The organism is Stieleria bergensis (assembly GCA_007745635.1).
Lineage (GTDB): Bacteria > Planctomycetota > Planctomycetia > Pirellulales > Pirellulaceae > Stieleria > Stieleria bergensis.
The window spans coordinates 6,739,002-6,761,468 of sequence record CP036272.1 but is presented as its reverse complement, the minus strand read 5'-3'; the positions used below and the strand labels follow the sequence as shown (position 1 = coordinate 6,761,468).

Here is a 22,467-nt window from a genome sequence, read left to right as displayed (position 1 = left end):
TTGGGGCCCTAAATGCGTGTTGAGTATGACATCCGATCAGTATTTCCTTGCCGTGACGGCGATTCAGAACCGATTGCATGCCTTTATTTTGTCGTTGCTGGCTGATTCAGCAGCGGCACAGGACGTGTTGCAAGAGACCAATTTGGTTCTGATTCGTAAGGCTGACGATTTTCGCAGTGACGCGAAGTTCGAGTCCTGGGCTTACAGCACGGCCCGCTTTCAAGTGCTAGCCTATCTGCGAGATCGAAAACGCGATCGCTTGGTCGTTCATGAAGCCATTGCCGAGAAACTGGCTCCCGTCGCAGAGGTCATGGCAGAGGATACCGAGCGGCGGATTCAGTTGTTGGGCGGATGCGTCGAGCGACTCTCGGACGACCATAAAGCTTTGCTGCACAGTCGTTACGGCAAGGAGGTTGCGATTGCGACGCTGGCCGCAGACCATGGCAAAACAACTTCGGCCATCAAGCAGTTGCTTTATCGGATGCGAAATTTATTGGCCGCATGTGTTGAAGAACGTCTTCAAAAGGGGGCAACCGAATGAGTGTTGATGAACGTTCTGCAGCTTCGCTGATCCAGGAAATGCTCGACGGAGTGTTGGATGATGACGGGCGCGAAGACCTGTTGAAACGCGTCGAATCAGACGAGGCGGTTCGAAAGCTCTATTTTGACCAGATCGCCGCGCACTCGGCGCTGCGGGCTGTGCTGGCCGACTGTCTTCCGCCTCCAGCGGACTCGGCAAATGCCGTGGAGGTTGAACCGAAATCAATGGTTGCTGATCGGTCCAGAAGGAAGGTGTTTGCCTTCGTTGCCTCTGTCGCGGCCACATTTCTGGTGCTGTTCGGTAGCATCGCTTGGCTGGCAACACGAAACCCCGGCATTGGTCAGTCGAAGGGCACGCGCCCGCCAGCGATCATTACGCAAGCGGTGGGTGCATACGATCGCGAAGGCGTCGCATTGCTGTCCGGTCAGAGGGTTCAACCAGGCGAGCTGATTGTTGATCGCGGCGTGGTTCGGCTGGACTTTGTCAACCGAGCACGGCTGACCATCGAAGGGCCCGCCAAGATTGAAGTCGTTGATGAAATGCGAGTGAGCCTGATGAGCGGCGTCATCACGGCGACGATTCCAGAGTCCGCCATCGGCTTTGTCGTGGACACGGACACGGCGCATGTGGTCGATCTGGGAACCTCATTCGGTGTCTCCGTTGGAGACGACGGAACAACCGATGTCTGCGTCTTTGAGGGCGAGGTCGAAGTCAGCTCGCCCGAGAAGAAGCAGCTCGGAGAGAGGCCTCATTTGCTAAGGGAAGGCGAAGCCGTCCGAGCTGGTGCGGGACCCAGCGCGATCGACTCCATCGTCTATGACACCTCTGCGTTTGAAAAGGCCTGGCCGGTCAATTCCGGTGTTCTGCAAACCACCGGTTCAATGCGATTTGTCTCTCCTGGCCCCGATTTTCATCCGGGGAACTACGAGGACAATGATCATATCGTCGTGTTCCCGGAACGCCGTGGATTTGTTTCCAACGAAACGATTCGCGTGGACATGGTCGATCCCGGTCAATTCGCCAAGACGAGCTCTGGCGAGAAGCCAGTCTTGCTGACGAAGCAGAAATTGACGAGCTATCTGCTTCAGCTGAATGCTCATCCGGAAGGCAAAAATCCCAATCGAAGGCGGAGCGTTCGCGGCCAGATCACGTTTGCCAAACCGATCGTCGGAGTGATCATAGCCAATCGCTTGCTGAAACAATCAGAGGTCGTCTTTGGACTTCCCGGTGTCGAATACCCAGGGCCTCGGATGATTGAGCCTCGCCCCCAGGGAGATCAGCGTCCAGGATTCGATACCGTGATTCTGGCGGCCGACCGGCGAACGCTGATCATCGAATTGCAGGAAAATCCAGGCAATCTGGATCAGTTTCGCGTGCTCGTGGAGGCGGAGTAACGAACGATGAATGGAAACACCACATGAAAAGAGATCTTCTTGTTTCGCGATCACTCGCGCCAGTCTCACAATTCTTCTTCCCCGCTTTCAGTTTGATCATGAAACTTCCCTTCTGTCACGTTTCCGCTGCGCTCCTTTTGGTTTGCCTGTTTCCATGTTCACGATGGGTGGCCGCGGATTCGAAACCGAATATCATCGTTATTCTGGCTGACGACTTGGGCTATTCGGACCTTGGTTGCTATGGCAGCGAGATCGAAACGCCTCGACTGGACGCTCTGGCGGAGAAAGGTGTGCGTTTTACGCAGATGTACAACGCCGCGCGTTGTTGCCCATCGCGCGCCAGTTTGCTGACCGGCCTCTATCAGCATCAGGCCGGAGTCGGCTTCATGGTCTATGGCGACTGGGGCACCGGCTATGAAGGGTCGCTGAATGAAAACGGGGTCACACTGGGCGAAGCATTGAAGCAAGCTGGTTACAACACGTTTACCAGCGGTAAATGGCATGCCGCAGCGCATCGCGATCCTCCACCCCACTCGCTTCCCGAACACCGTGGCTTTGATCGATCCACGGTGGTTCGTACCCATATCGACAGCTATTGGAAAGTGCTCCAAGGTTGTGACATCTACCGGGACGGGAAACTGTTGATTCCCGGAGACAACGAGAACACGACGCTGAAGAACCCTTATCAGCCCGATCAGGATTTCTATACCACTGAATACTTCACTGATGTGGCTTTGGAATACATCGACGATGCGGTCAAGGATGACGACAAGCCGTTTTTTCTCTACTTGACTTACAACGCACCGCACTTCCCTCTTGAAGCACCCGATGAAACGATCGCCAAATACGAGGCGAAGCTCAATGACCCGAACTGGATTGCCGAATACGGGGACGGTTGGGATGAGATGCGGGAGAAAAAACTCGCGCGACAGAAAGCATCGGGAGTGGTCCCGAAGGGGCAACGATTGCCTGAAGTGCGTTATTTCAATAACGTTCGAATCATGCCCGGCATGCAGACCGGAACCAATCGCAACCCGCTACCGAAGTGGAAAGATCTGCCCGCAGACGTCACGGCGGAGGCTCGGTTTCGACGCGCTATCTACAACGCTCAGATCGACAGCATGGACCAGAACATTGGACGCGTTGTCGACAAGTTGAAGGCAGAAGGCGTCTACGACAACACACTGATCCTGTTCGTTTCGGACAATGGATGCTCGGGTGAGATGAGCGTTTTCGGCACTCACTTCGCGGGCGGGAAATATGATTACCCCGAGGGCGAGTTTCGCAATGGCGAGTTCACTCGCCGGGGATCGCGGGAGGAAGGTGCCTGGTCGCACAAGGACAAGCTGGGGGGGACTGGCTATCAAAAATCCAATTACGATCAATGGAAGAAACTCAGCGGCTGGGCCACTTCGCAGGGACAGGGATGGGCTTCCTATTCGAATTCGCCGTTTCGTAAGTTCAAAAAGTTCGCCCATGAGGGAGGCATTGCCTCTCCTCTGATCGTCCACTGGCCGGACGGTTTCTCAGCCAAGGACACGGTGTCCAATCAGCCCTACTTTCACTTCATTGACATCATGCCCACCTTGCTGGATGCCGCCGGCGCAGCGTACCCGGCAAGCTACGGTGGCAAGTCTCGGCTGCCACTCGAAGGTGTCAGCATGCTGCCCTACTTGCGGCAACCGGATCGGGAAATGGAGGATCGACCGATCTTTTGGCAGCATGAGACGCACGCCGCAGTTCGTCTGGGGCGGTGGAAACTGGTCACCGATAATGATCGCAGTGAACCGATCGTTTGGGAACTTTATGACCTCACACACGATCGCAGTGAGACCAATAACGTCGCCGACGAGCACCCTGAACTTGTCGCCAAACTGTCTGGCCACTGGAGTCGCTTTGCTGTTCGAGCGAATGTCAAACCGTTTCCCGAAACACGGCATGCCCCTCGGGTCTCGTCGTCGGTTCGCGGCGCCAATGTCACCGCATTGATCGACGAGGACGAGCCCGCGTCCTCGTCCGACTACCGCATTCCACGCCTCAGCTTTCATCCAAATCGTGGCAGCACCGAGTGGGTCCAGTTTCAGTTTTCAGAACCTGGAACCTTTGAGAATGTGGGCGTGTACTGGTTTGATGAAGCTCAGGCTGCGGCCTCGTTTCGCAACGAGCGCCAGGAAAACCTTCCCAAGTCCTGGAAGGTGCTCGCCTGGAATGACGGCGGCTGGAAACAAGTTGCTCTGAACGAAACCAGTCCCGGTGTTCAGCGAGATCAGTTCAACCAAGTGACGTTTGCCCAGCCCGTCACGACGTCGAAGATTCGCATCGAGGTCGAGCTTCACCCACGGCTTTCCGGCGGCATGCTGGCCTGTCGCTTTCATGCCGACGATGCCCCCAGTCCATCGCTGCCCTTGAGTGACCCAGATAAAGAATTAAAGCGGATCCGGAAGGAAGCCCAGCGGACACTGACCGAGGATGTGGACGAGTTCAACGGTTACTCTCACCTGAACGGCAATCGACCCGAGTTTGACGGCTGGCTGGAAAAGCACAACAACGAAGAGTTCTTGCAACAGAACGTCCCCAAATTTCTCTGTTCCAACGAAGACTACACCGAAGTCTTCAACTATCGCTGGTGGATGATCAGCAAGCATCTCAAACAATGGGAGGAAGACGGCGATCAATTCTATGTGTTCACCGAGTTCCCCGGCTTTCCCGGTTGGGCTTCCAACAGCGGTGCCATCCCGGCGCCTGCTGGACACCAGTTTTATGATCTCCGCTGGATGCGTGATCCAAGGTACTTGAAATCGTATGCAGAGTATTGGCTGGCCGGGCCTCCCGCTCGCAAAATGCAGCACCAGAACAACACCTGGTTGTCGACGCTGCCGCGGCCGCAAAGCCATCACTACACCAGCTGGATGGTCGACGCTTCGGAGGCCATGCTGAAGATTCATCCCGATGCTCAGTGGCGCGACCGACTGCTGCCGGCGATGGAGCGTCACCAGGCGATCTGGGATCTGATTTTCCAGGTCAAAGCTCCGGGGCAAACGACCGATGGACTGTACAAGTGTCTGGACATGTACGACGCCAACGAGTTCACGATCTCGACCACGTTGGGGCTGATCGCCGCACAGGGCGCTTTCTCTCGTTACACCGCTGAAATCAACCAGGAAGAACCGTATAAGGGACAGGAACTCTGGCGGCGCTACTTCACCGATGGCAAAGGCTGGCAGGCGGCCTTTCAGGAAGGCCTAAAGAATGACCCGCTGATTTATCCTCAGCCCTTTGATCTGGACAACTACAGCGCCAAGCCCCAGCCATTCGGTGGCAATCACGACTGGTATGTCGACAGGGACGGCGAGCGAAAGTCCAAACGGCCAAACAGCTATCCCAACTGCTTTACCGTTCGACCGTCGCTCAATTGTTACATGTATGGGAACTACGCTTCCCTCAGCAGGTTGTATGCGCAACAGGCCGAAGCGACTCCGGACGCACAGGCTGGTGCCAAAGCCCAGCAATACACCCAACGCGCCAGGCAGCTTCAACAGCAAATCATCAAGTCCCTGTGGCATCGTCCAACGAAGGACGACAAGTATCTGTTCTACAGCCAGCGAGGTGCCAGCGACGATCCCTTCTTTTATTCTCGCCTTGCCGGTGACAACCTGCATGCAGGCGGCGTGGGCGATCAACTTAGCATCATTCGCGAAACCGTTGGCTACACGCCTTGGTATTTCAATCTGTTGCCTTCGGCCGATAGCCAGTTCGATGTTGCCTGGAAACAGTTCGATGATGAACTGGGCTTCAAGCAACCTTTCGGGATGTCGACCGCCGAGTATCGCCACGACTTCTTCAATGAAATGTCCTACGGTTGGAATGGACGCGGTTGGCCCTTTCAGAACTCGATCGTCTACAAGGCCTATGCCAACTACCTGCGGAATTACAAAGCGACGCGAGGGGAGATCAGTGACGCGGATCGGCAACTGCTTTACGATCACATGACGCAGTATGTTGAACTTCACGGTCGTCGCCGAACAATCGGTGAGTGGTATCTGCCTCGCACTGGCGGCTACCGAATGCCCGGTGGTGGCGATGTTGTCCAGAGCCATCCCGCGATGGGCAAGGGCTTTGGAGATGTTCAGGATTACTTCCATTCCACCTTCCCCGACATGCTGATCGAGGATCTCATCGGTTTTCAAGCCAGTCATGAGAATCGCTTCACGATCCATCCACTGGTTCCGCCGAATGCTTGGGAATACCTGTATCTAGGAGACCTACGCTACCACGGCCACGACGTCGAGATCCTGTGGAGAAAGGACTGGGACAGCAACCAGCCCGGAGACCAGAGCAAGCTCTATGTCTGGGTGGACAACCAGCGGGTCGCCGAAAGCGATGATCTGACGGCACCGTTGGAAGTGAGGTTGCCTTGAAAATGGTTGTAAAGTTTGGGGACGCATGTTACCTGACAGTCGTCAGTGGTATTAGTTGTTATCGATAGGAAACACCTTCCGACATTCGCAAGCCGTAAACGATGTTCCAGCTCTTGATAAAAACCAGGCAGCCATTGTTCCGGCTGACGCTTTGCACAATCTGTCTCGTTGCGTTCGGTTCCCTTTCCGCAACAGCGGAGGGATTCGACCGTCAGCGTGCCGCCAGAAAAATCGATCAGCTGGTGTTGGCGCACTTGGCCGACAAGCAGCTCAAGCCCAACGCCACGATTAACGATCAGCAATTTGTTCGCAGAGCGTTCCTGACCATCGTTGGCCGGATTCCAACCACGTCTGAATCCGCTGACTTTCTGAATTCCAACAGCGCCGACAAACACTCGGATCTGATCCAGAACCTGCTGGCCAATGACGCGGCGTACACCGCGCATCACTTTCAATTCTGGGCTGACCTTTTGCGTGTTCCCTCGGGACAGCACTGGTCGCTGGTGTACCGCGAGTGGATCCGTCAGCAGATTCATGCGAACACGCCGTACGATGAATTCGCTCGCCGTCTGGTCAGCGGCCACGGACTGGTCTTCGATGACCCGGCCGCGGCGTATTACATTCGAGACACCGGCATGCCCCTGGACAATATGTCGAACACCGCGCGCGTCTTTCTGGGCACGCGACTGGAATGCGCCCAGTGCCACGACCACCCGTTCGACGAGTGGACGCAAATGGACTTTTTCAGGATGGCCGCCTTTACCTACGATTTTGACCATCGTGGTGGTGGCGTGAACCGTAGCAAGATGCTCGTTGCGCTGACACGCGAAGAGAAGCAGGCTTACTCTGACGCGATTCCCATTCAAGGCTTTCCGTACTTTCGCAGTGAAGAAAAAGTTGCAGACTTCCTTGCCAAGCCTCATGCGGCAAAGTTCTTAGCGGAACACAATCTGACCGAAGCACAATTTCGCCAACACGTCGATGCTGGAATGGCCGCCGACAGAAAGCTGGCGGAGTTCAATGAGCCGATTCGAGGCAACATTTCCCAGCTCGGAAACAGTATCACCTACACTCAAGTCAGGCACCTCGATCGACCTCTCACGCTTCCCCACGACTACCAATACGACGATGCCAAGCCGTTAGACGTGGTGTTGCCCAAGACGATGTTCGGCGCCGACGTTCCGCCGCAAGCCGATCAAATCACTCGCAAAAACGCCTACGCGAAGTGGCTGACTTCACCGGACAACCCGCGTTTCACCACCGTCATTGTCAATCGGATTTGGAAACGCACATTCGGTCATGGAATCTTCGAGCCGGTGGATGATCTCAGTGATGCGACCGAGATCGAAATGCCCGAGCTGCTCGCTTATCTGGAAGACCTAATGCGCGAGTTAGATTATGACATTCGCAAATTCCAAAGCGTCCTGCTTCACACCGATCTCTTCCGCCGCCAGATGGAAGGCACCGATCATCCGCTGGGAACGCCCTTTGATTTTACCGGCCCGTTCATGAAGCGAATGAGTGCCGAGCAACTTTGGGATTCAATCGCAACGCTGGTTCTTCCCGAGATCGACACGCACACACCCAATCGCCCCAAACTGCTTCGGCGGATTGCCGAGACTCGGGCAAAGCATCACAGCTTGGAAGTCCGGCCGATGGAAGAAGTCTTGGAGCGAATGAAAGTTGCCGGAGCACGCAATCGTGAGTTCAGTCAGGAGCAAGAAAAGTACCAGTCGCTTATTCTTGCCGCCTACAAAGCCGGAAAGGAACAGGAAGCACGGCGGCTGACCAGTGAGTTGAAGCAGAGGACACGCGAGATCGATCAACTGAATCGAGCGACGGTTTTCGTTGATCTAACCGAGGGCGACGCGGGGCCCCAAGGAATGATGATGACCATGACCGGGAACCAGCCCGTCGTGGGCTCGGCCGCAACGCTTGATTTCATCAAGGCAGCCAGGGTTCCCAAGCCTCCCGAAGAGTTAGACGAACAGGAACGCAAACGCTGGCTGGAACGAGAACAACGCCAGTTGAAAGGCTTTCGTGATGTGGCTCGTGAAATGGCTCGTGCTGTTGATCTGCCTTCACCCGCTCGGCGCGGTCACTTTCTCCGCGACTTCGGCCAATCGGATCGAGACGTGATCGAGAATGCGTCATCGCACGCGTCGGTGCCTCAGTCACTTTATTTGCTGAACAGTCCGCTGGCGGTTGCGGTGCACAATCGAAACTCCGTTCTGGGTTCACAAATGCAAGCGGCAACTAGCCCCGAAGAAAAGATTGCCGTGGTCTATCGCGCCATGCTGACTCGTGAACCAACCGAACGCGAAACGAAGCGCATCCTTGCCGACTACGAACAACATGGTGACGAGACCTTTGAAGATCTCGTCTGGGCATTGCTTAACTCCCGCCAATTCCTCTTCATTCAATAGTGTGCTCACCATGATCAGCCAACAATCTCATTTCAATCGCCGTCGATTTGTTGAACTTGCCGCCAGCAGCTTTCTGGGTGTTAGCGCGGGCAGCACACTCGGCTTTGGCGCCAGCGAGTCATTCGCCGAAGCCGGCGCGCCGGGGCCTGCGCCGCGTAGCAAGCCTGCCAAGCAACTGATTTATCTCTTCATGGCAGGAGGCATGAGCCATCTCGACACCTTGGACGTGAAACCAAATCATGAGAACCAGGGCTCGACGCAGTCCATGAATACCAGCGTCGATGGCTTTCGCGTTTCCACCCATCTGCCTCAATTGGCTCGCCATGCCGACAAGCTTTGCGTCGTCAACTCACTCACCTCGACGGCGGGCGATCATGAGAAGGGCAACTATTTCATGCACACCAGTTACGATCAGCGGGCGACGATTCGGCATCCGGGGTTAGGTGCCTGGGCGCAGCGAACGCACGGGAAGCTCAACACCACCATGCCCGGTTCGGTCTTCATTGGTAAAGAAAGTCGCTTTCACGGCAGTGGCGGTTTCTTTGAACCCGAGTTCGAGCCATTGGCGATCAGCGATCCACGCTTTGGCTTGAAGCATGCTAATCGCAATGTTCCCTCCGAACGCTTCGATCGGCGTCTCAGGTTGGCCGGTGATCTGGATGCCGAATTTCTTCAGCGTTACCGTTCCAAGCCAATTCGAGCCTACGGTGACATGTACGAAGATGCCGTCCGCTTGATGGAGAGCGCTGATCTGGCCGCCTTCAATATTCATCGCGAAAACCAAGCGACAAAAGACCGATACGGGGACGACCCCTTTGGCCAGGGATGTCTGCTCGCTCGCCGTTTGATCGAAAGCAACGTTCGCACCGTTGAAGTCAGCTACACAGGCTGGGACACGCACGCCGACAATTTTACCGCGATGCCTGTGCTGTGTAACACGATGGACCGCACGGTCGGCGCTTTACTTGATGATCTGCAACGGATCGGGAAACTGGACGACACCGTTGTGGTTCTGACCACCGAATTTGGGCGCACTCCGGTCACGAATCAGAACCGAGGCCGCGACCATTACCCCAAAGCGTTTTCCAGCGTCGTGGCCGGAGGCGGCTTCAAAAGTGGTTACGTCTACGGAAAAACCTCCCCGGGCGGCGAAGAAGTGGTGGAGAACCCAGTGACGATTCCCGACTTCAACGCCACCATTGCTTACGCACTGGGGATTCCGATCGGCCAGGAGCTCATCAGTCCGACCGGTCGGCCGTTCACTGTTGCCCACAAAGGCGAGCCCGTATTGGATCTATTCGCATGATGAACAAGCTCCTGTGCCTTGTCCTCCTGATCGGCTTGGGGACGACCTGCCAGGCCGCAGACCCACGGCCCGCCAAGCCCAATCTGATCGTCATGATGGCAGACGATATGGGGATTGGGGACACGAGCGCCTATCTCGGCGTGCGTTTGAGTCCCAGTGGACCGCCGATCGAGAGAACGCTGCGGACTCCGCATCTCGAATCATTCGCGCGTTCAGCGACCCTGTTCACCGATGGATACGCGCCGGCGTCGATGTGCAGTGCGACACGGTATTCCTTGTTGACTGGCCGATTCGCTCATCGGTCGTCTCTGAAGTACCAGGGTTGGCTGCCGCACGGACCGAATCAGCCCCTGATTCAACGGGCTCTGACGACGCTGCCTGAAATGCTGCAACAGAATGGATATCGCACCGCCGGCATCGGGAAGTATCACGTTGGCATGTCCTTTGATGATGGAGACGGGCAGCCAGCGGACGATTTCTACTTTCACGATGTGGACTTCACAAAACCGTTGCTCGATGGGCCGACGCATCACGGCTTTGATGAGTACTTTGGAGTGCCTGGCAACACCGAGGACCCGCTGGATACCGAACCGCGTGTTCTGATTCGCAACGATCGTTTTGTCTTCACCGATCGCAGTCGCATGCAGTTGATCGGCATGAAGAATCGAGCCGGACGAATTCTGGCGGCTCCCGATTGGGATCAACGCGACCTTGGACCCCTTTATCTACAGGAGGCAGAATCGTTCCTTGATCGCCAGGCCGCACAGGCTGCCCAGCCCTTCTTTCTTTATTATGTGCCCAATGCGAATCACCTCCAGAGGAACCCGCAGGGCGACTATGCCGTTCCCGATCATGTCGGTGGTCAAGCCATTCAAGGCCAGAGTCGTTACAGTGACGGCGGGATCGCAAGCGACCGCGAAGACATGGTACTTGAGAACGACGTCGTGTTTGGAAGGCTGCTCAAGAAGCTGCGCTCGACCGACGATCCTCGCTGGCCCGGACACAAGCTGGATGAGAACACGCTGATCATCTTTACCAGTGACAATGGGCCGAACACCGGCGACAATCTTGGCCGCAATCAAGAAAGCGGCGGCTTGCGAGGCAAGAAAGCAAAGCTCTGGGAAGGCGGCATCCGAGTACCCTTTATCGTTTCTTGGCCGGCGGTTCTAGAGGGTGCAAAAGTCAATCGGTCGATCGTCACGTTGACGGATCTGTACGCGACGCTGGCCCGTCTTGCGGGTCACTCGCTGGCGGCTGATGAAGCTCAAGACAGCTACGACGTTTTCGACTATTGGACGGGTTCGCTGAAAACAGCCGACGATCGCCCGCGTGTCTTCTTTTGTCACCTTGGGCCGCCTTATCTGAATGATGCGTTGGCGATCCGACAGGGATCACACAAGCTGATTGTCGATGGCGGTCTTGTCATGCCTTGGGGGCGGTGGTCGTCACAGGGATCGCGTGGCGATGCCAGGCCGACGGTGTTGTATGACCTGACGAAGAACCTCTATGAAGACGGAGACATTTCCAGCCAGAGTGCCGATCCGATCGCCAGTGAACTGGCGGCCACGCTTTTGAAGATTCATAACCGAGGACATGCCAGAGAGTTGGCAGTCGCCGACGGAGCCGAGTTGTTCGCGGACCCTGGGTGGCACAACTTGCGAAACGATGTCACTGGAGAAGTCGGGTTCGAATTCCAGTTGGTTGGTGGTCGTGGTGACAAGCTGGTGACACATCTTGGGATGTTCGACGACCATGGTAAAGACACGCCTGTTCGTCCGGCGCGAGCGATCCCCACCGAGCAGGCCAGCGACCAGCCGTCGGCGCAGGCGGCTCAAGGTAAGAACCGGCAGCTGCTTGCCAGTCACGTGTTGCGGCTGTTGCGGATGGAATCGGGCAAGGCCGTTGAGATTGCGAGATGCCAGGTGACGCCAGGAGCAGAGGGAGAGTTGCGCGACTGCTTTCGGTACATCCGTTTGAAGCATCCGGTTCGGTTAGAGAGGCAGGCGGTGTACGTTCTGTTGATGTCAACGTCGGTTGCCGACGGAGATCATTTCCGGGACGCGGCCAGCTTTGATGGTCTTTCGCCGCAAGTCCATCCTTGGATAGAGATTCGGCGAAGCCGTTTCGTCCGAAACGGGAATCTAGAAAGCGCCCTCGAATTACCGGCCTTCGAAGACCTCAGCCCCGCCTATTCCCGCCACCGAGCCCCCGTAGGCCCAACCCTCCTCTTCCAGCCGGCCGCGTTGGGCACGGTTCGCGTACCACTTTAGGCCACCTCAACCAATCATCACGTCCGTTGCCGTGCTTGCACGGCACCCGACGTCTGTGCCGAACGCCGTAGGTGTTCCATACTCACAGCCCAGGGTCGCGAAGCGCACCCTGGGTAAGCGTTGCGATCAATCACCCGAACGCCGTCGGTGTTCGACACAGGTTGCTGGACGAGCCAAGGGAAGCACAGCGGTGTGTGGAGGCGGTGCGAGAGCGTTCGATTGAGGCATGTCCCAACGGTAATTGAAACTTTTGATGATACCTTTGTGGCTTGTGCGACGAGTGTTTGCGTGACAGAAATCAGTCAAACGCTGCTCATTTGCTTTCAAATTTGGAAGCAAATGAGCAAATGTTGCGAACGTTCTTTCATTCGATCATCTCCCGCACCTATTCGCGCAAAAGGCGCACAACACACAGGCGGTTTCCGGCGCTGAAACTAGCCCAAGGGATTCAACAAGATTAACTTCGTTCATGATGGTCCCCCCCCCTCGTTTGCACCCGCCCCATTGTTTAGAGCCAACCTCGTTTGGTCCAGTCGAACCTGAACGCTGCGAGACGAAAATCAGCGTGTCTCCCGCTCGTGAGGAACCGCCGAGTACCAATTGTTAACCGTATTGTTCGTGACGCAAATGAGCAAAGTCAATGAGTTAACACCCTGTCATCGAAAGTGGCGATTGGTCATTGGGCGATGGCCTGCTTTAGACGGGCAGGAATTCCGAAGCCAAGAGGCACCGTCGTGATGTCAGCGCGTCAACGTTTGTCGCTTGGCATCAGTCTTCAGTGAAGTCTTGTACTCGGATTTGGGATCATTCCAAGATGAACTCCATTTGAGGGTTTGATTCGGCAGCTCGTTGTTGAAATTCATTGCCAAGAATTTCTAGCAGTTGGTCGGCGTTCAGGCTCTGTAGGTCGTACGTCTTTTCAAGTTGTCGGATGCGTGTGGGGAGGCGATGCATCAGATCGCCAGCGCTGATTTTGTGCGGAGACACAATTCCTTTTGCGGGGCGATTGGTCCTGCGGTCCCAGTAAAGTCGGTCGAGCAACTCAAACACGCAAGGGATACGAGTGAGATACAATCGCTTGAACACCTCGGTCGTCAACTTATCGAGAGTGACCAGTGACGAATCGAGAAACAGCCGATTGTGCTCTGAAGCAATTTGTTTGACCTGCCACGCGATAAACAGCAAATGGCGATAAAAATGCCGAGACTGATCGGGCATAAAGAGATATGTGTAGTCGTTTCGGACCTTTCGGTTGCCGTTTGGATTCGGGCAGATCTGATCGAAGTAAAATAGCGAAAGCCAAGTCCACATCCCTGCGTCTTTTCGGACTGCGTCCGGAGATAGCGGAGAAAGGATTCGATGAAAGTAATCCGCTGCATCACGTCGCGTAGAGAATTCGCGAGGCTCGACAAAGATCTCATCCGAGATCAGGATTGTATGCTGGTCGCTTTCCGCAAGTTCCATGGGCACGCGCTCGTTGGGATTCTCACGGCACGCGGTGAGGAATTTGCTAAACGCGTCGACGCCAGCTTGGTTGAATTGTCTAAGTCGCATCTGACTAATTTCCCCCATAGCCGGAGTGTACGTACTTGTTCTTTAGTTCGTGCAGTTTGCAGAATTCGGCAATCACCATTTCGACCCAGTCATCAATCACGTCTTCGCCATCGGTATGAGCAGGTGGTTCTTCATGATCAGGGTGGAGTTTTCGACCGAACGTTAGCCAGAGAACTGGCCATCGATCGTCGTCCTCATCTGTTTCCGCTCCGTCCGCGATTGCGCGGTGGAGAACCTGTCGCATGATCTGAGGGTAGATGAGCGAAAAGAAAACGGGGTCGGAGCGGATGCTCTCTGAAAGGCTTGGTACATCTTGATTGACCAGTAGGAAAACGTCGTGATCTCGGTATTCCAGTTTCCAGAGTTCTTGGCCAAGCGGCGCGTGCTCGACCGGCAGGATGCCTTTTCGCCCGCTGACGGTTTGCTTTCCCGTGGTGATCGGTCGGATGTTTTCAGCAACGCCAAGTAACCGACCAATGTGCTGACTGGGATCGATTATCTTCAGTGAGAAGAATACGTTCTGGCCGTGTAGATCATTCAAGGGCAGGCCGATCGGTTGTTTTAGTGCGCCGACCGTCCCACAGTCAAATCGCTGAACCAAAGAAGAGCCGGCACAGGTTGCTTCTAGAACAACGGTTCCGTTTGCATCCCAGTTGTGATTTTTGAAGTCAATGTGAGCGGAGAATGTTCGTGGTTCACCATCTACAACTTCAATCGAGACACAGTCGCGAGGAACGCGCTTTCGCCCCAGGGAATTGAATCGCTTGATCATGATGCGACCTCCTGTGGTTTATCAGCGTGTTCTGCCTCTTCTTGAACTTCGTCGATTCGGACGATCAAGTCTCGATGGATGTCAAAGCCTGTTGCAACAAGATCAAAGTCTTCGTCCTCGACTTTTATCTCGATGACATTGCCGCTTGTCGCTCTCGCATTCAGGCCCCGAAGCTTAAACTTAATGTGGCTGGCTTTGTCACGGAAGTTGAAATCGAATTTGCTCCAGTGCTTCATCGGATTGCCACTCGGCATATCGTAGGCGACGGAGACTCGCAGTGTCGCTCCAACCGGTGTTGGAAGCTGGCTAGAGTCGCAGATCTGAAAACCGCCTCCCTTGCCCTGCATGCGGTACCATCTTGGTGATGGATCGGGTGGATCGAAGTCTCGCGTCCGTTCACCCTCCGATTTGGGCTTTCGTTTTCTCTGCGGCGATTCAAGCTGCTCGATCGAGAAGAAATCGCTAAGAAGGTCAAAGTCAGCTTTATCCGGGGGCGGAGTGAGTAGCTCGACAAGTGAGTCCACGATCTTGGCGAAGAATTTGACGCGTCCCTTCCAGGTCTTCCAGACTCGGTTTGGACGTTCGTCGTTCGACGTGTCCCAGCTAACGTGTGATGGGCCCTCCGTGTCACCAAGCAACGATGCCAGTGGTCCAGGATCAACGGTGACCAACGCCCGCGTGCCACGCATGGACAGTTTGGAATTGAGCCGGGTAATCGTCATTCCTTCACGGACATAGTACGACTCAAATCGATCATTCACCGCAGTGCGTTGCAGGAACACATTCAACTCGCCGATCTCATGGCCACCGGCTTTCTTCGGCAGCGCGGACTGGACTCGGATGGCCACCAATTCTTCGTCGGCAAATCGCTGCCGCAGTTTCTGTAACGTCCTTGTGTCGAACGCTTCTTCAGACATTGACGGAATCCGAGACTCACCCAGCAACCGGGTGGGAATGACTTCTGTCGTTGGGGCGAGACACTTCTTTGCGAATTCGACTGGTGGTGCCGCATTCAGTTTCTGTCTTGCTTTGCCGGTCCAGTTGAGTTTCTTGCAGACCGATTCAATGGTCTGGTCGTCAACGCGATACTCAGCCTGTCCGCCAGGGAGCCCATCACCGGCGATCTCGACCACCAGTCGCTTTTGCACGATCGGCAAAAAAAAGTTGACGGCTGCTAGTCTAAGAATGCTTTCGGCTTTTAGTTCATCCGCAACATAGGGAACGACGACGGAAAGTCCCGGTTCACCCTTTCGCGCAAGTTTCCACTCCGACGCGAACCGTGCAAGAGACGCCTCATCATCAATGGGCAGAGGAGTCTCGGTCTCGTTGCAACCACTGCACCAAAATCCTTCAGGTGCGTACTCTGTTCCATCGTGCTTGTGGATTCTCAGCACGGCTTGTCCCATCAGCAACTGCTTGCCGTCGGAGTGGCGAACGGTCATCCCGAGCATGCAACCAACACGACTGGCGGCACGGTAGACGGTTTTGCCGAGCCCCCAACGTCCGAGATCATCGCCCGTTTTGCCACTTCGCCCGATGTTTCGCCAGAACCAAAAGAAGTCTTCGCCTTTGGTTTGGTCCGGTGGGTCGGTCGCACGGTATGGATCTCCACCCAAGCCACGAGTGCCAAAGTCTTCACAAACCAGGAAGCCGTGCGGTAGTTGAGGCTCGCCCGCTCCATTGAACGAGATATCTCGGTACATCAAGCCAGGTTGCAGTCGCCTAAAGTAGCTCGCAATTCGCCCGGGATCGGGCAAGGAATCGTTTCCGTGCAAGGCAAATCGAACTCGAACCGGTCCATCGCCGGTCCCCGCGTCCATTGAATTTTGAATGACTTCACGGACCAAGGCGTCCGTACCGGCGTACTCGCCCTCGCCGGCATCCTCAGTCTTAAAGAGTTCCGTCTCTTGAGGATCCCGCCGAACAGCAGCGCCCGACAGTTTTGCAAAAACCCATTCTGACATGGCCGATCAAGTGATGTGCTTACAGGTTGCGATTTCTAAAGTGAATTCAGAGTCTTACGGCGCGAATGCCATGCAGTTTTACGGGGGCAAGGCGAATGACAAAGGTCGGTTACCAATCCGGAAGAGCATGCTCTCAGATGGCAGCTATCAGTGCGTTGATGTCGTAAATTGTGATGTGCGTCGAGACGATCGGAATTTTTAATCTCAGCGAAGCACTTTGAGACAAGAATTCGTCAATGGATCCACGTGATGATTTTAGCAAATCCCAGATTCTAGCGGGTCGTGTCCCCGCGTGTTCGAATCAGCTTCGTCACTTCTGAGTTGTGAGCCACGGTTGCGTCTGTTAGAGCCGCCATTTGAGTGGTGCGTAGACCGTCTTGTGGCACTATTTTACGGGGCTTCGTTCTGTTGAACAAGATGGTGGTGTCGACGATGCGACGAGGGAATGAAGGATCTAGCGGGACAGTCTGTTGTCCTGCGATGGACTGTGGTTTGGAATCTCTGTTCACGATTGCTTTCCAGCTGTTCTGGTCCTCGCGACAGCGAACGCTGACGCATCGACAGAAAAAGAGCTCGTCGCGTTGCGGTGGTTACGAATCGTTGGGTTCGATCACGCTGATGAATTCGCCGACGATGCGGATGTCGTCGGCTTGTTCGCTGGAGATTTCGATTGGCTGGTAACCCTTGTTGAGCGGTTCAAGCTGAACAGAATGATGCTCCCATCCGTCCTCAATCGATTGCTTGACGGAATGGTATCGCTTGACGGTGTACTGGCCGCCGTCTTCTGGATCTGTCTGCGTGTTGATTTGCACAAGCAATAATCGTCCTTCGCGCGATCCGGCTGGGCAGGGACGAAAAAGGCACCAGGAGCCGCTCGGAATTCTTGGCTCCATTGACTGCCCTGTCACCCGAGCCGCAAACATGCCCTGCGACAGCGATTGATCTGCGACCGCGATCCAGCCAGCTTCGGCAGGGCTTCCTTGCGGTCCCCAGTCACCGGCCGCAGCCGATAGGTCGTAAACCGGGGCATGTGTTGTGTATCGGGACGCCAATTCAACGCTTGGCTGCACTTGCTGGAACGTCTCTTCAGGCGGTCTCTCTAGCTGGACATCGGGCTGCATGGCCGCGCCCACCGGCGAGACATGCCACGCTCCCGATTTGGATTCGAACCGCACTTGGAAACCGGTGCCTGGCAATCCTGCGTTGGAGCCAAACCACCGCTTCAGTAACTCACCCAGCTGATTGCCTTTTTCACCGAGCGGTTTTGCCACATTGCACGCGACCTTGACGAGTTTAAATTCCCACTGCGAGCGATCGGGCAGTGTTGCCACGATTGGACCAACGGGCCGATCTGGGCATTTCGTTTTGTCCGGGAGGAACAAGATTGGCCGGCCGTTGGCGTGCGACACCTTTCCCTCAAAGGCAAGATCGCCAACCGCACTTTTAACAAGCCGACGACTTTTGGCGTAAGCCGCCAGGCGCCAGTCGACGAGTTCTTCTGTCATGGATTCGAGTGATGGTTTCAGATCGTCCGCGCATTGGATGAGCAATCGAAAGCGATCGCCGGTACGCTCGAACCAAACCTTTTTATTCTGAGCATCAAGCCAACGCCCAATCGGCCATTTGATCCACCAGGCTGCCCACTCGCGTTGGCTGGCATTTTCGTGGTCGACGGCATGGTTTTTTCCTTCGAGATCACGGCGCAGTACCTCGTGTTCTAGCATGAATCGACGGCACTGCCTGGAGAGTTCGTCGAGCTCAATCCCTGTGAACAGCTGTCCGGAATCTAGCAGGACACGGAGCACAACCATTTTGTAAGACTTGTTCAAGCTGGTCGTTTCCAGCGTCTTCAACCATTCATGGAACTCCGCCGCCACCTGCCGTTGCAACTCATCTAAATCACCTTCGGCATCCGCGAATCGAAACCAGCTTCCTTCAGCGGCGCCGATCGTGCGTGGCAGGAATCCCCGGCTAAAGACCTCCATTGCGGTTGGTCGCCGCCCCAGGTCGTCGCGGATCGCGCGATACCCTTCGATCCCCGCGTTCCTGCCTTTCGGTAGGAATTGTTTGAGCATGTCTTTGGCATCCACTTCGACGTCCAGCAGGCAACCTTCGGGGAGGTTGGCCGGTTTGCCATTGAGCCAATCTTTGAGCGCGTGCCACTGATTGCTTGCGGACTGCAGTGACAGCAGGTGGATGATCCGTTGAGCAAAGACGCGGTGATTGCCTACAAAGTCAATGACCAGCAAGCGACTCTTGCCTTCACTCGCACGCAGGCCGCGGCCAAGTTGCTGGAGGAAGATGATTTTGGACTCGGTTGGGCGCAGCATGACAACGCGGTCCACCGCCGGAATGTCTAATCCTTCATTGAACATGTCGACGACACATAGGGCGTGCAATTCGCCTGTCCGCAATCGCTCCAGTGAGTCACCGTAGGGATCGCTTCCCTCGCCAGAAAAGACCGCCGCAGCGGAGACGCCCTGCGCCGTCAGCCAGTCTCGTGCGAACACCGCGTGTCGCCGCGAGCAGCAGAAAATGAGCGTCCGGTCGGCAGGGTGTTGTTCCATCGTTGACCACAGCCGATCCATGCGTTCGCTACGAGCGACTTGTTGCTCCAATTCGGCAAGGTCAAACCGCCCGTTTCGCCAAGGGATCTGCCGAAAGTCAGCCGTGTCTTTGATGCCAACATAGTGGAAGGGGACAAGAGCCTCTTCGGCGATCCCTTCGCCAATGCTGGCGTGATACGCCAAGTTGTCGTCAAAGATCGTCGCAACGTCGACGCCGTCGGTCCGTTCAGGAGTCGCGGTTAACCCGAGTGCAAAGTCGCAATTAAGTTGCGCGAGCACTCGGCGGTAGCTCGGTGCGTGGGCGTGGTGCACCTCATCCATGATCACATAGTCGAAGTGTTCGGTCGCAAGTCGCTGGATCCCTGCGGGGCGAGAAAGTTTCTGGATCGATGCGACGACCAAGTTGCTCGACAGTTCGCTTTGATTGCCGATGTACCATGCGGTTGGACTGGAACTGAAGCGGTGGTCGAGCAAACGTGAGAGCACCGCTTCGGCCTGGGCAAGGATATGAGCCCGATGCGCGATGATCAGGACCCTGGGGCGCCTGCCGATTTCCATGCCAACCTGGCAAGCGTCGAAAGCTGCCAACCACGTTTTACCCATGCCCGTTGCCACTGCGACCAGCGCTCGGCTGTGTCCTGCGTCGCGCAAGCGCGCCAGCGAAGCCAAGGCCTCAACTTGCCAGGGCCGCGGTGCTGGGATCTCTTGAGCGTCTTTCGCCTCAGGCACAAAATGCTGCTGACGATATTTCGCCGCCGAGATTGCATACGAGGCGACAAGTTCCGGCGTCAACGGTGACGCGGCCTGCCACAGTGCGTCAAATTCCTCCGAGAATTGAACGTGAGACGGTTCCGACGTAGTGGAGCTTGACAGCAGGTTCCATTCCACACCGCTGACAAGCGCGGCTTTTGAGAGGTTGCTGCTTCCAACGGAAATGAAGTCGCGTGATCCCTCGACAATCCGCCATGCCTTGGGGTGAAATGACTCCGGATCAGTCGGAAGCTTGGCTGTCTGAATCAGTCGAACGTGTAGCCGTCCGTTATCAAAATCCTCTGCCGCCAACTCGCACCAGCCGAGCAAGGTTTGGAGTGCCCTTGGTGCAGAAATATAGAGGTAGTCGCTAACCAGGATTCGTACTTGAGCTCCACTGCGCAGCGCCTTGAAGAGTTGCTCTTCGATGATTGCAAGCCCCGATGCCTGAACGAACGAGGCCAGGACATCAACCGCATGGGCGCCGGCAATTCTCCACGACAGTTGTTCCCACAGCGGCGAGTCGGGGTAGCCGACACTCAAGGTGGCCGCAGGTTTCGCGTTGCTGCTTACCAGTTGGCTGCTTACCAGTTGGCTGCTTGCCCGTTGGCTGCTTGCCCGTTGGCTGGGGCTCGGTTCGTCGGAAGCCCGTTCGCTGGAAGTTTCCGTCAGGTCGTCCTTTAGGTAATTCGCTTTGCTAGGAATCACATATCGAACGCCGCCCCGTGGGTCATCCACATCGCCTGAGTATCTTGGGATCACATGGATGTGGAGATGAGGGACGGTTTGTCCGGCTGCATCGCCGGCGTTGAAACCGACGTTGTAGCCGTCAGGTTTTGGGTGCAGCGATTGGTCAAGTTTCTGTTTGACAACGTTGACGAGTTCCATCAATGCGGATTGTTCGTCCGCCGTTGCATCAAACCAAGTGGGTGTGACTCGCCGCGTGATGATTAGCGAGTGTCCAACGTTCACGGGAAAGCCATCGAAAACGGCGAAGGCCAGATCGTTCGAAGCGATCCAGTTCGCTGAAGGAATTTCGAGAAACGGCGAAGTCGCCATACGCATCCACGCTCGCTAGTAAGTCGCTTGACTGTCGTTGGGAAGTGTCCACATCAATAATTGTGACGCAGTGACGCTTGCACGTCTACTCCAGTGAGCCCAGTTACACGGATCCTCGGAAGCGATGTTTGCGGTGCCAGCGACAGTGATGCTGGTCGGGCCAGAGCTTCTCGTTGATCGGGAGTCGCAAACGCTCGCCGTGGTATTCGGTCAGCGAAGTTTGATCCGGACAAGCCTCCGTGAACGCATCGACCGCCACCAGCACTCGGAAATCGTCGTCGATCGACCAAAGGCCTCGATCGAAGAGCCAGTGAGCATTCTTGCCGAGAGCCAGCCCATTTTGAGGATCATTGTTTCGCGAGTCGGCGAACTGATGAATGTGTGCTGCATCGACGATTGACCCACCATCAAGTGTCGTGATTCGATAGCCAGTCAATGCACACGTGAAAGCGTAGGCCGCAGCAACATCAATTCGGAATCGCCCGTTTCTTCCAGCTCGCTCCGCACCCTCGGGGATTTCGAAGTTGGCATCGCGGGCGATTTGATCATCATCTGGAATCGTTAGCCCAACCATGTGATAAAGCGCGTTCCGCTCTGCCGGTTCAAAGTGCTTTGCGATGATTAAGCGTCTGGCGGACTCGCGAAAACTTGCTTTCGAACACGCCTCGACGAACCCAGGTTCCGGCACAACATATTGGGTCACCGAACGATGTTTCGACAGTGAGCCTTCCTGAGTGAACGCCCGCCAGAAACCATCGGATTTCAAGTGATGGAATGGCATCCGAATATCAATCCGCTGCGTTCGGCGGTAGGTGACAATCTGAGCAAATGTCTCGAAGCGAAACGCGATCTCTGGCGTCAGAGAGACGGACTCGCTTGGCAAATCACTCGCATCTGCAAGATCAAGCACCGTCAGCAGCAACAGTGGCTTGTGAGGCGCATTGTTTCGAGCTTTGTTCAGCTTTGCAATCCGATCGAGCCAGTATTGAGTATCCACTATCTAGTCCGACTCCGAATCGATTTCAGCACGCGGTTGTGTTGGGTGACCACGCCAGACGCCTCTTTCCGTCCCCAGCGTTATGGCCGCGACCCCGTTTGGCTTCCTGCGCGGCGTCTCCTGTGAAACTTGCAGGCAAGTCTAGACGGCTTTGAGGCGTTGGTGGACTCCGCCCCTAATTTACTCGGTCGAGCAGAGTGAGACAAGAAACCGCCCTGTTCAAACTCGGCCATGATGGCGATTGGCTCGCCTCGCACGGAACCGTTGACGAATTCATTTTGCCATTCTCTTGCGGGTTTTCATGGGCGCGGGGTTTCATGGCTGGGGTGTCCTACGCGCTTTTTGTGCGATGAAGTTTATGCCCGACTGTGACTCGACTGGGCGTTTGCTTCTGCGAAATTGGACGCGCGAGTGTTGAATTCAGTCCTGCGGAGTGTATTTGCTCATTG

At 55.6% G+C, this 22,467-nt stretch carries 11 protein-coding genes; 6 read left to right on the top strand and 5 right to left on the bottom strand.

All coding sequences use genetic code 11. The features are described 5' to 3' along the window. The first annotated feature begins 25 nt into the window (after nucleotides 1-25). The 6 genes from SV7mr_RS23760 to SV7mr_RS23735 all read left to right on the top strand — a co-directional run bounded on the left by SV7mr_RS23760 (nucleotide 26) and on the right by SV7mr_RS23735 (nucleotide 12,355). Complete coding sequence (locus SV7mr_RS23760) at nucleotides 26-541, top strand: sigma-70 family RNA polymerase sigma factor (RefSeq protein WP_419187851.1); 516 nt, start codon at nucleotides 26-28, stop codon at nucleotides 539-541. Beyond that, complete coding sequence (locus tag SV7mr_RS23755) at nucleotides 538-1,935, top strand: FecR domain-containing protein (RefSeq protein ID WP_145277372.1); 1,398 nt, start codon at nucleotides 538-540, stop codon at nucleotides 1,933-1,935. Before SV7mr_RS23760 ends, SV7mr_RS23755 begins: the two co-directional genes overlap by 4 nt. Nucleotides 1,936-2,033: 98 nt before the next feature. Beyond that, on the top strand, nucleotides 2,034-6,353 hold the full coding sequence (locus tag SV7mr_RS23750; RefSeq protein ID WP_419187850.1) for an arylsulfatase: 4,320 nt from the start codon (nucleotides 2,034-2,036) through the stop codon (nucleotides 6,351-6,353). A gap of 101 nt (nucleotides 6,354-6,454) precedes the next feature. Continuing rightward, nucleotides 6,455-8,779 carry a DUF1549 domain-containing protein gene (locus SV7mr_RS23745; protein WP_145277368.1) on the top strand — a complete coding sequence of 775 codons (2,325 nt, stop codon included), beginning with the start codon at nucleotides 6,455-6,457 and terminating at the stop codon, nucleotides 8,777-8,779. A gap of 10 nt (nucleotides 8,780-8,789) precedes the next feature. Continuing rightward, nucleotides 8,790-10,085, top strand: a complete 1,296-nt coding sequence (locus tag SV7mr_RS23740) for a DUF1501 domain-containing protein (RefSeq protein ID WP_145277366.1) — start codon at nucleotides 8,790-8,792, stop codon at nucleotides 10,083-10,085. Continuing rightward, complete coding sequence (locus tag SV7mr_RS23735; RefSeq protein ID WP_145277364.1) at nucleotides 10,082-12,355, top strand: sulfatase family protein; 2,274 nt, start codon at nucleotides 10,082-10,084, stop codon at nucleotides 12,353-12,355. The genes SV7mr_RS23740 and SV7mr_RS23735 overlap by 4 nt, the downstream gene beginning before the upstream one ends. An 804-nt stretch (nucleotides 12,356-13,159) precedes the next feature. On the opposite strand, the gene SV7mr_RS23730 is transcribed toward SV7mr_RS23735, so the two are convergent. The 5 genes from SV7mr_RS23730 to SV7mr_RS23710 all read right to left on the bottom strand — a co-directional run bounded on the left by SV7mr_RS23730 (nucleotide 13,160) and on the right by SV7mr_RS23710 (nucleotide 22,018). Further along, a complete protein-coding gene (locus tag SV7mr_RS23730; RefSeq protein ID WP_145277362.1) occupies nucleotides 13,160-13,909 on the bottom strand; it encodes a hypothetical protein in 750 nt (249 codons plus the stop codon). Between the two features lie 4 nt (nucleotides 13,910-13,913). After that, nucleotides 13,914-14,681 (bottom strand): hypothetical protein, encoded by a 768-nt coding sequence (locus tag SV7mr_RS23725; RefSeq protein ID WP_145277360.1) that lies wholly within the window; start codon nucleotides 14,679-14,681, stop codon nucleotides 13,914-13,916. Further along, on the bottom strand, nucleotides 14,678-16,645 hold the full coding sequence (locus SV7mr_RS23720) for a hypothetical protein (RefSeq protein ID WP_145277357.1): 1,968 nt from the start codon (nucleotides 16,643-16,645) through the stop codon (nucleotides 14,678-14,680). The genes SV7mr_RS23725 and SV7mr_RS23720 overlap by 4 nt, the downstream gene beginning before the upstream one ends. Before the next feature lie 590 nt (nucleotides 16,646-17,235). After that, a complete protein-coding gene (locus tag SV7mr_RS23715) occupies nucleotides 17,236-21,027 on the bottom strand; it encodes a DEAD/DEAH box helicase family protein (RefSeq protein WP_145277355.1) in 3,792 nt (1,263 codons plus the stop codon). Between the two features lie 97 nt (nucleotides 21,028-21,124). Continuing rightward, a complete protein-coding gene (locus tag SV7mr_RS23710) occupies nucleotides 21,125-22,018 on the bottom strand; it encodes an HNH endonuclease (RefSeq protein ID WP_145277353.1) in 894 nt (297 codons plus the stop codon). Nucleotides 22,019-22,467 lie beyond the last annotated feature (449 nt).

Bases quoted from the DNA above. Each gene is read 5' to 3' on its own strand.
- SV7mr_RS23715 (WP_145277355.1), bottom strand. From the start codon at position 21,027: ATGCGTATGGCGACTTCGCCGTTTCTCGAAATTCCTTCAGCGAACTGG.
- SV7mr_RS23760 (WP_419187851.1), top strand. From the start codon at position 26: ATGACATCCGATCAGTATTTCCTTGCCGTGACGGCGATTCAGAACCGA.
- SV7mr_RS23730 (WP_145277362.1), bottom strand. From the start codon at position 13,909: ATGCGACTTAGACAATTCAACCAAGCTGGCGTCGACGCGTTTAGCAAA.
- SV7mr_RS23745 (WP_145277368.1), top strand. From the start codon at position 6,455: ATGTTCCAGCTCTTGATAAAAACCAGGCAGCCATTGTTCCGGCTGACG.
- SV7mr_RS23720 (WP_145277357.1), bottom strand. From the start codon at position 16,645: ATGTCAGAATGGGTTTTTGCAAAACTGTCGGGCGCTGCTGTTCGGCGG.
- SV7mr_RS23735 (WP_145277364.1), top strand. From the start codon at position 10,082: ATGATGAACAAGCTCCTGTGCCTTGTCCTCCTGATCGGCTTGGGGACG.
- SV7mr_RS23740 (WP_145277366.1), top strand. From the start codon at position 8,790: ATGATCAGCCAACAATCTCATTTCAATCGCCGTCGATTTGTTGAACTT.
- SV7mr_RS23750 (WP_419187850.1), top strand. From the start codon at position 2,034: ATGAAACTTCCCTTCTGTCACGTTTCCGCTGCGCTCCTTTTGGTTTGC.
- SV7mr_RS23725 (WP_145277360.1), bottom strand. From the start codon at position 14,681: ATGATCAAGCGATTCAATTCCCTGGGGCGAAAGCGCGTTCCTCGCGAC.
- SV7mr_RS23755 (WP_145277372.1), top strand. From the start codon at position 538: ATGAGTGTTGATGAACGTTCTGCAGCTTCGCTGATCCAGGAAATGCTC.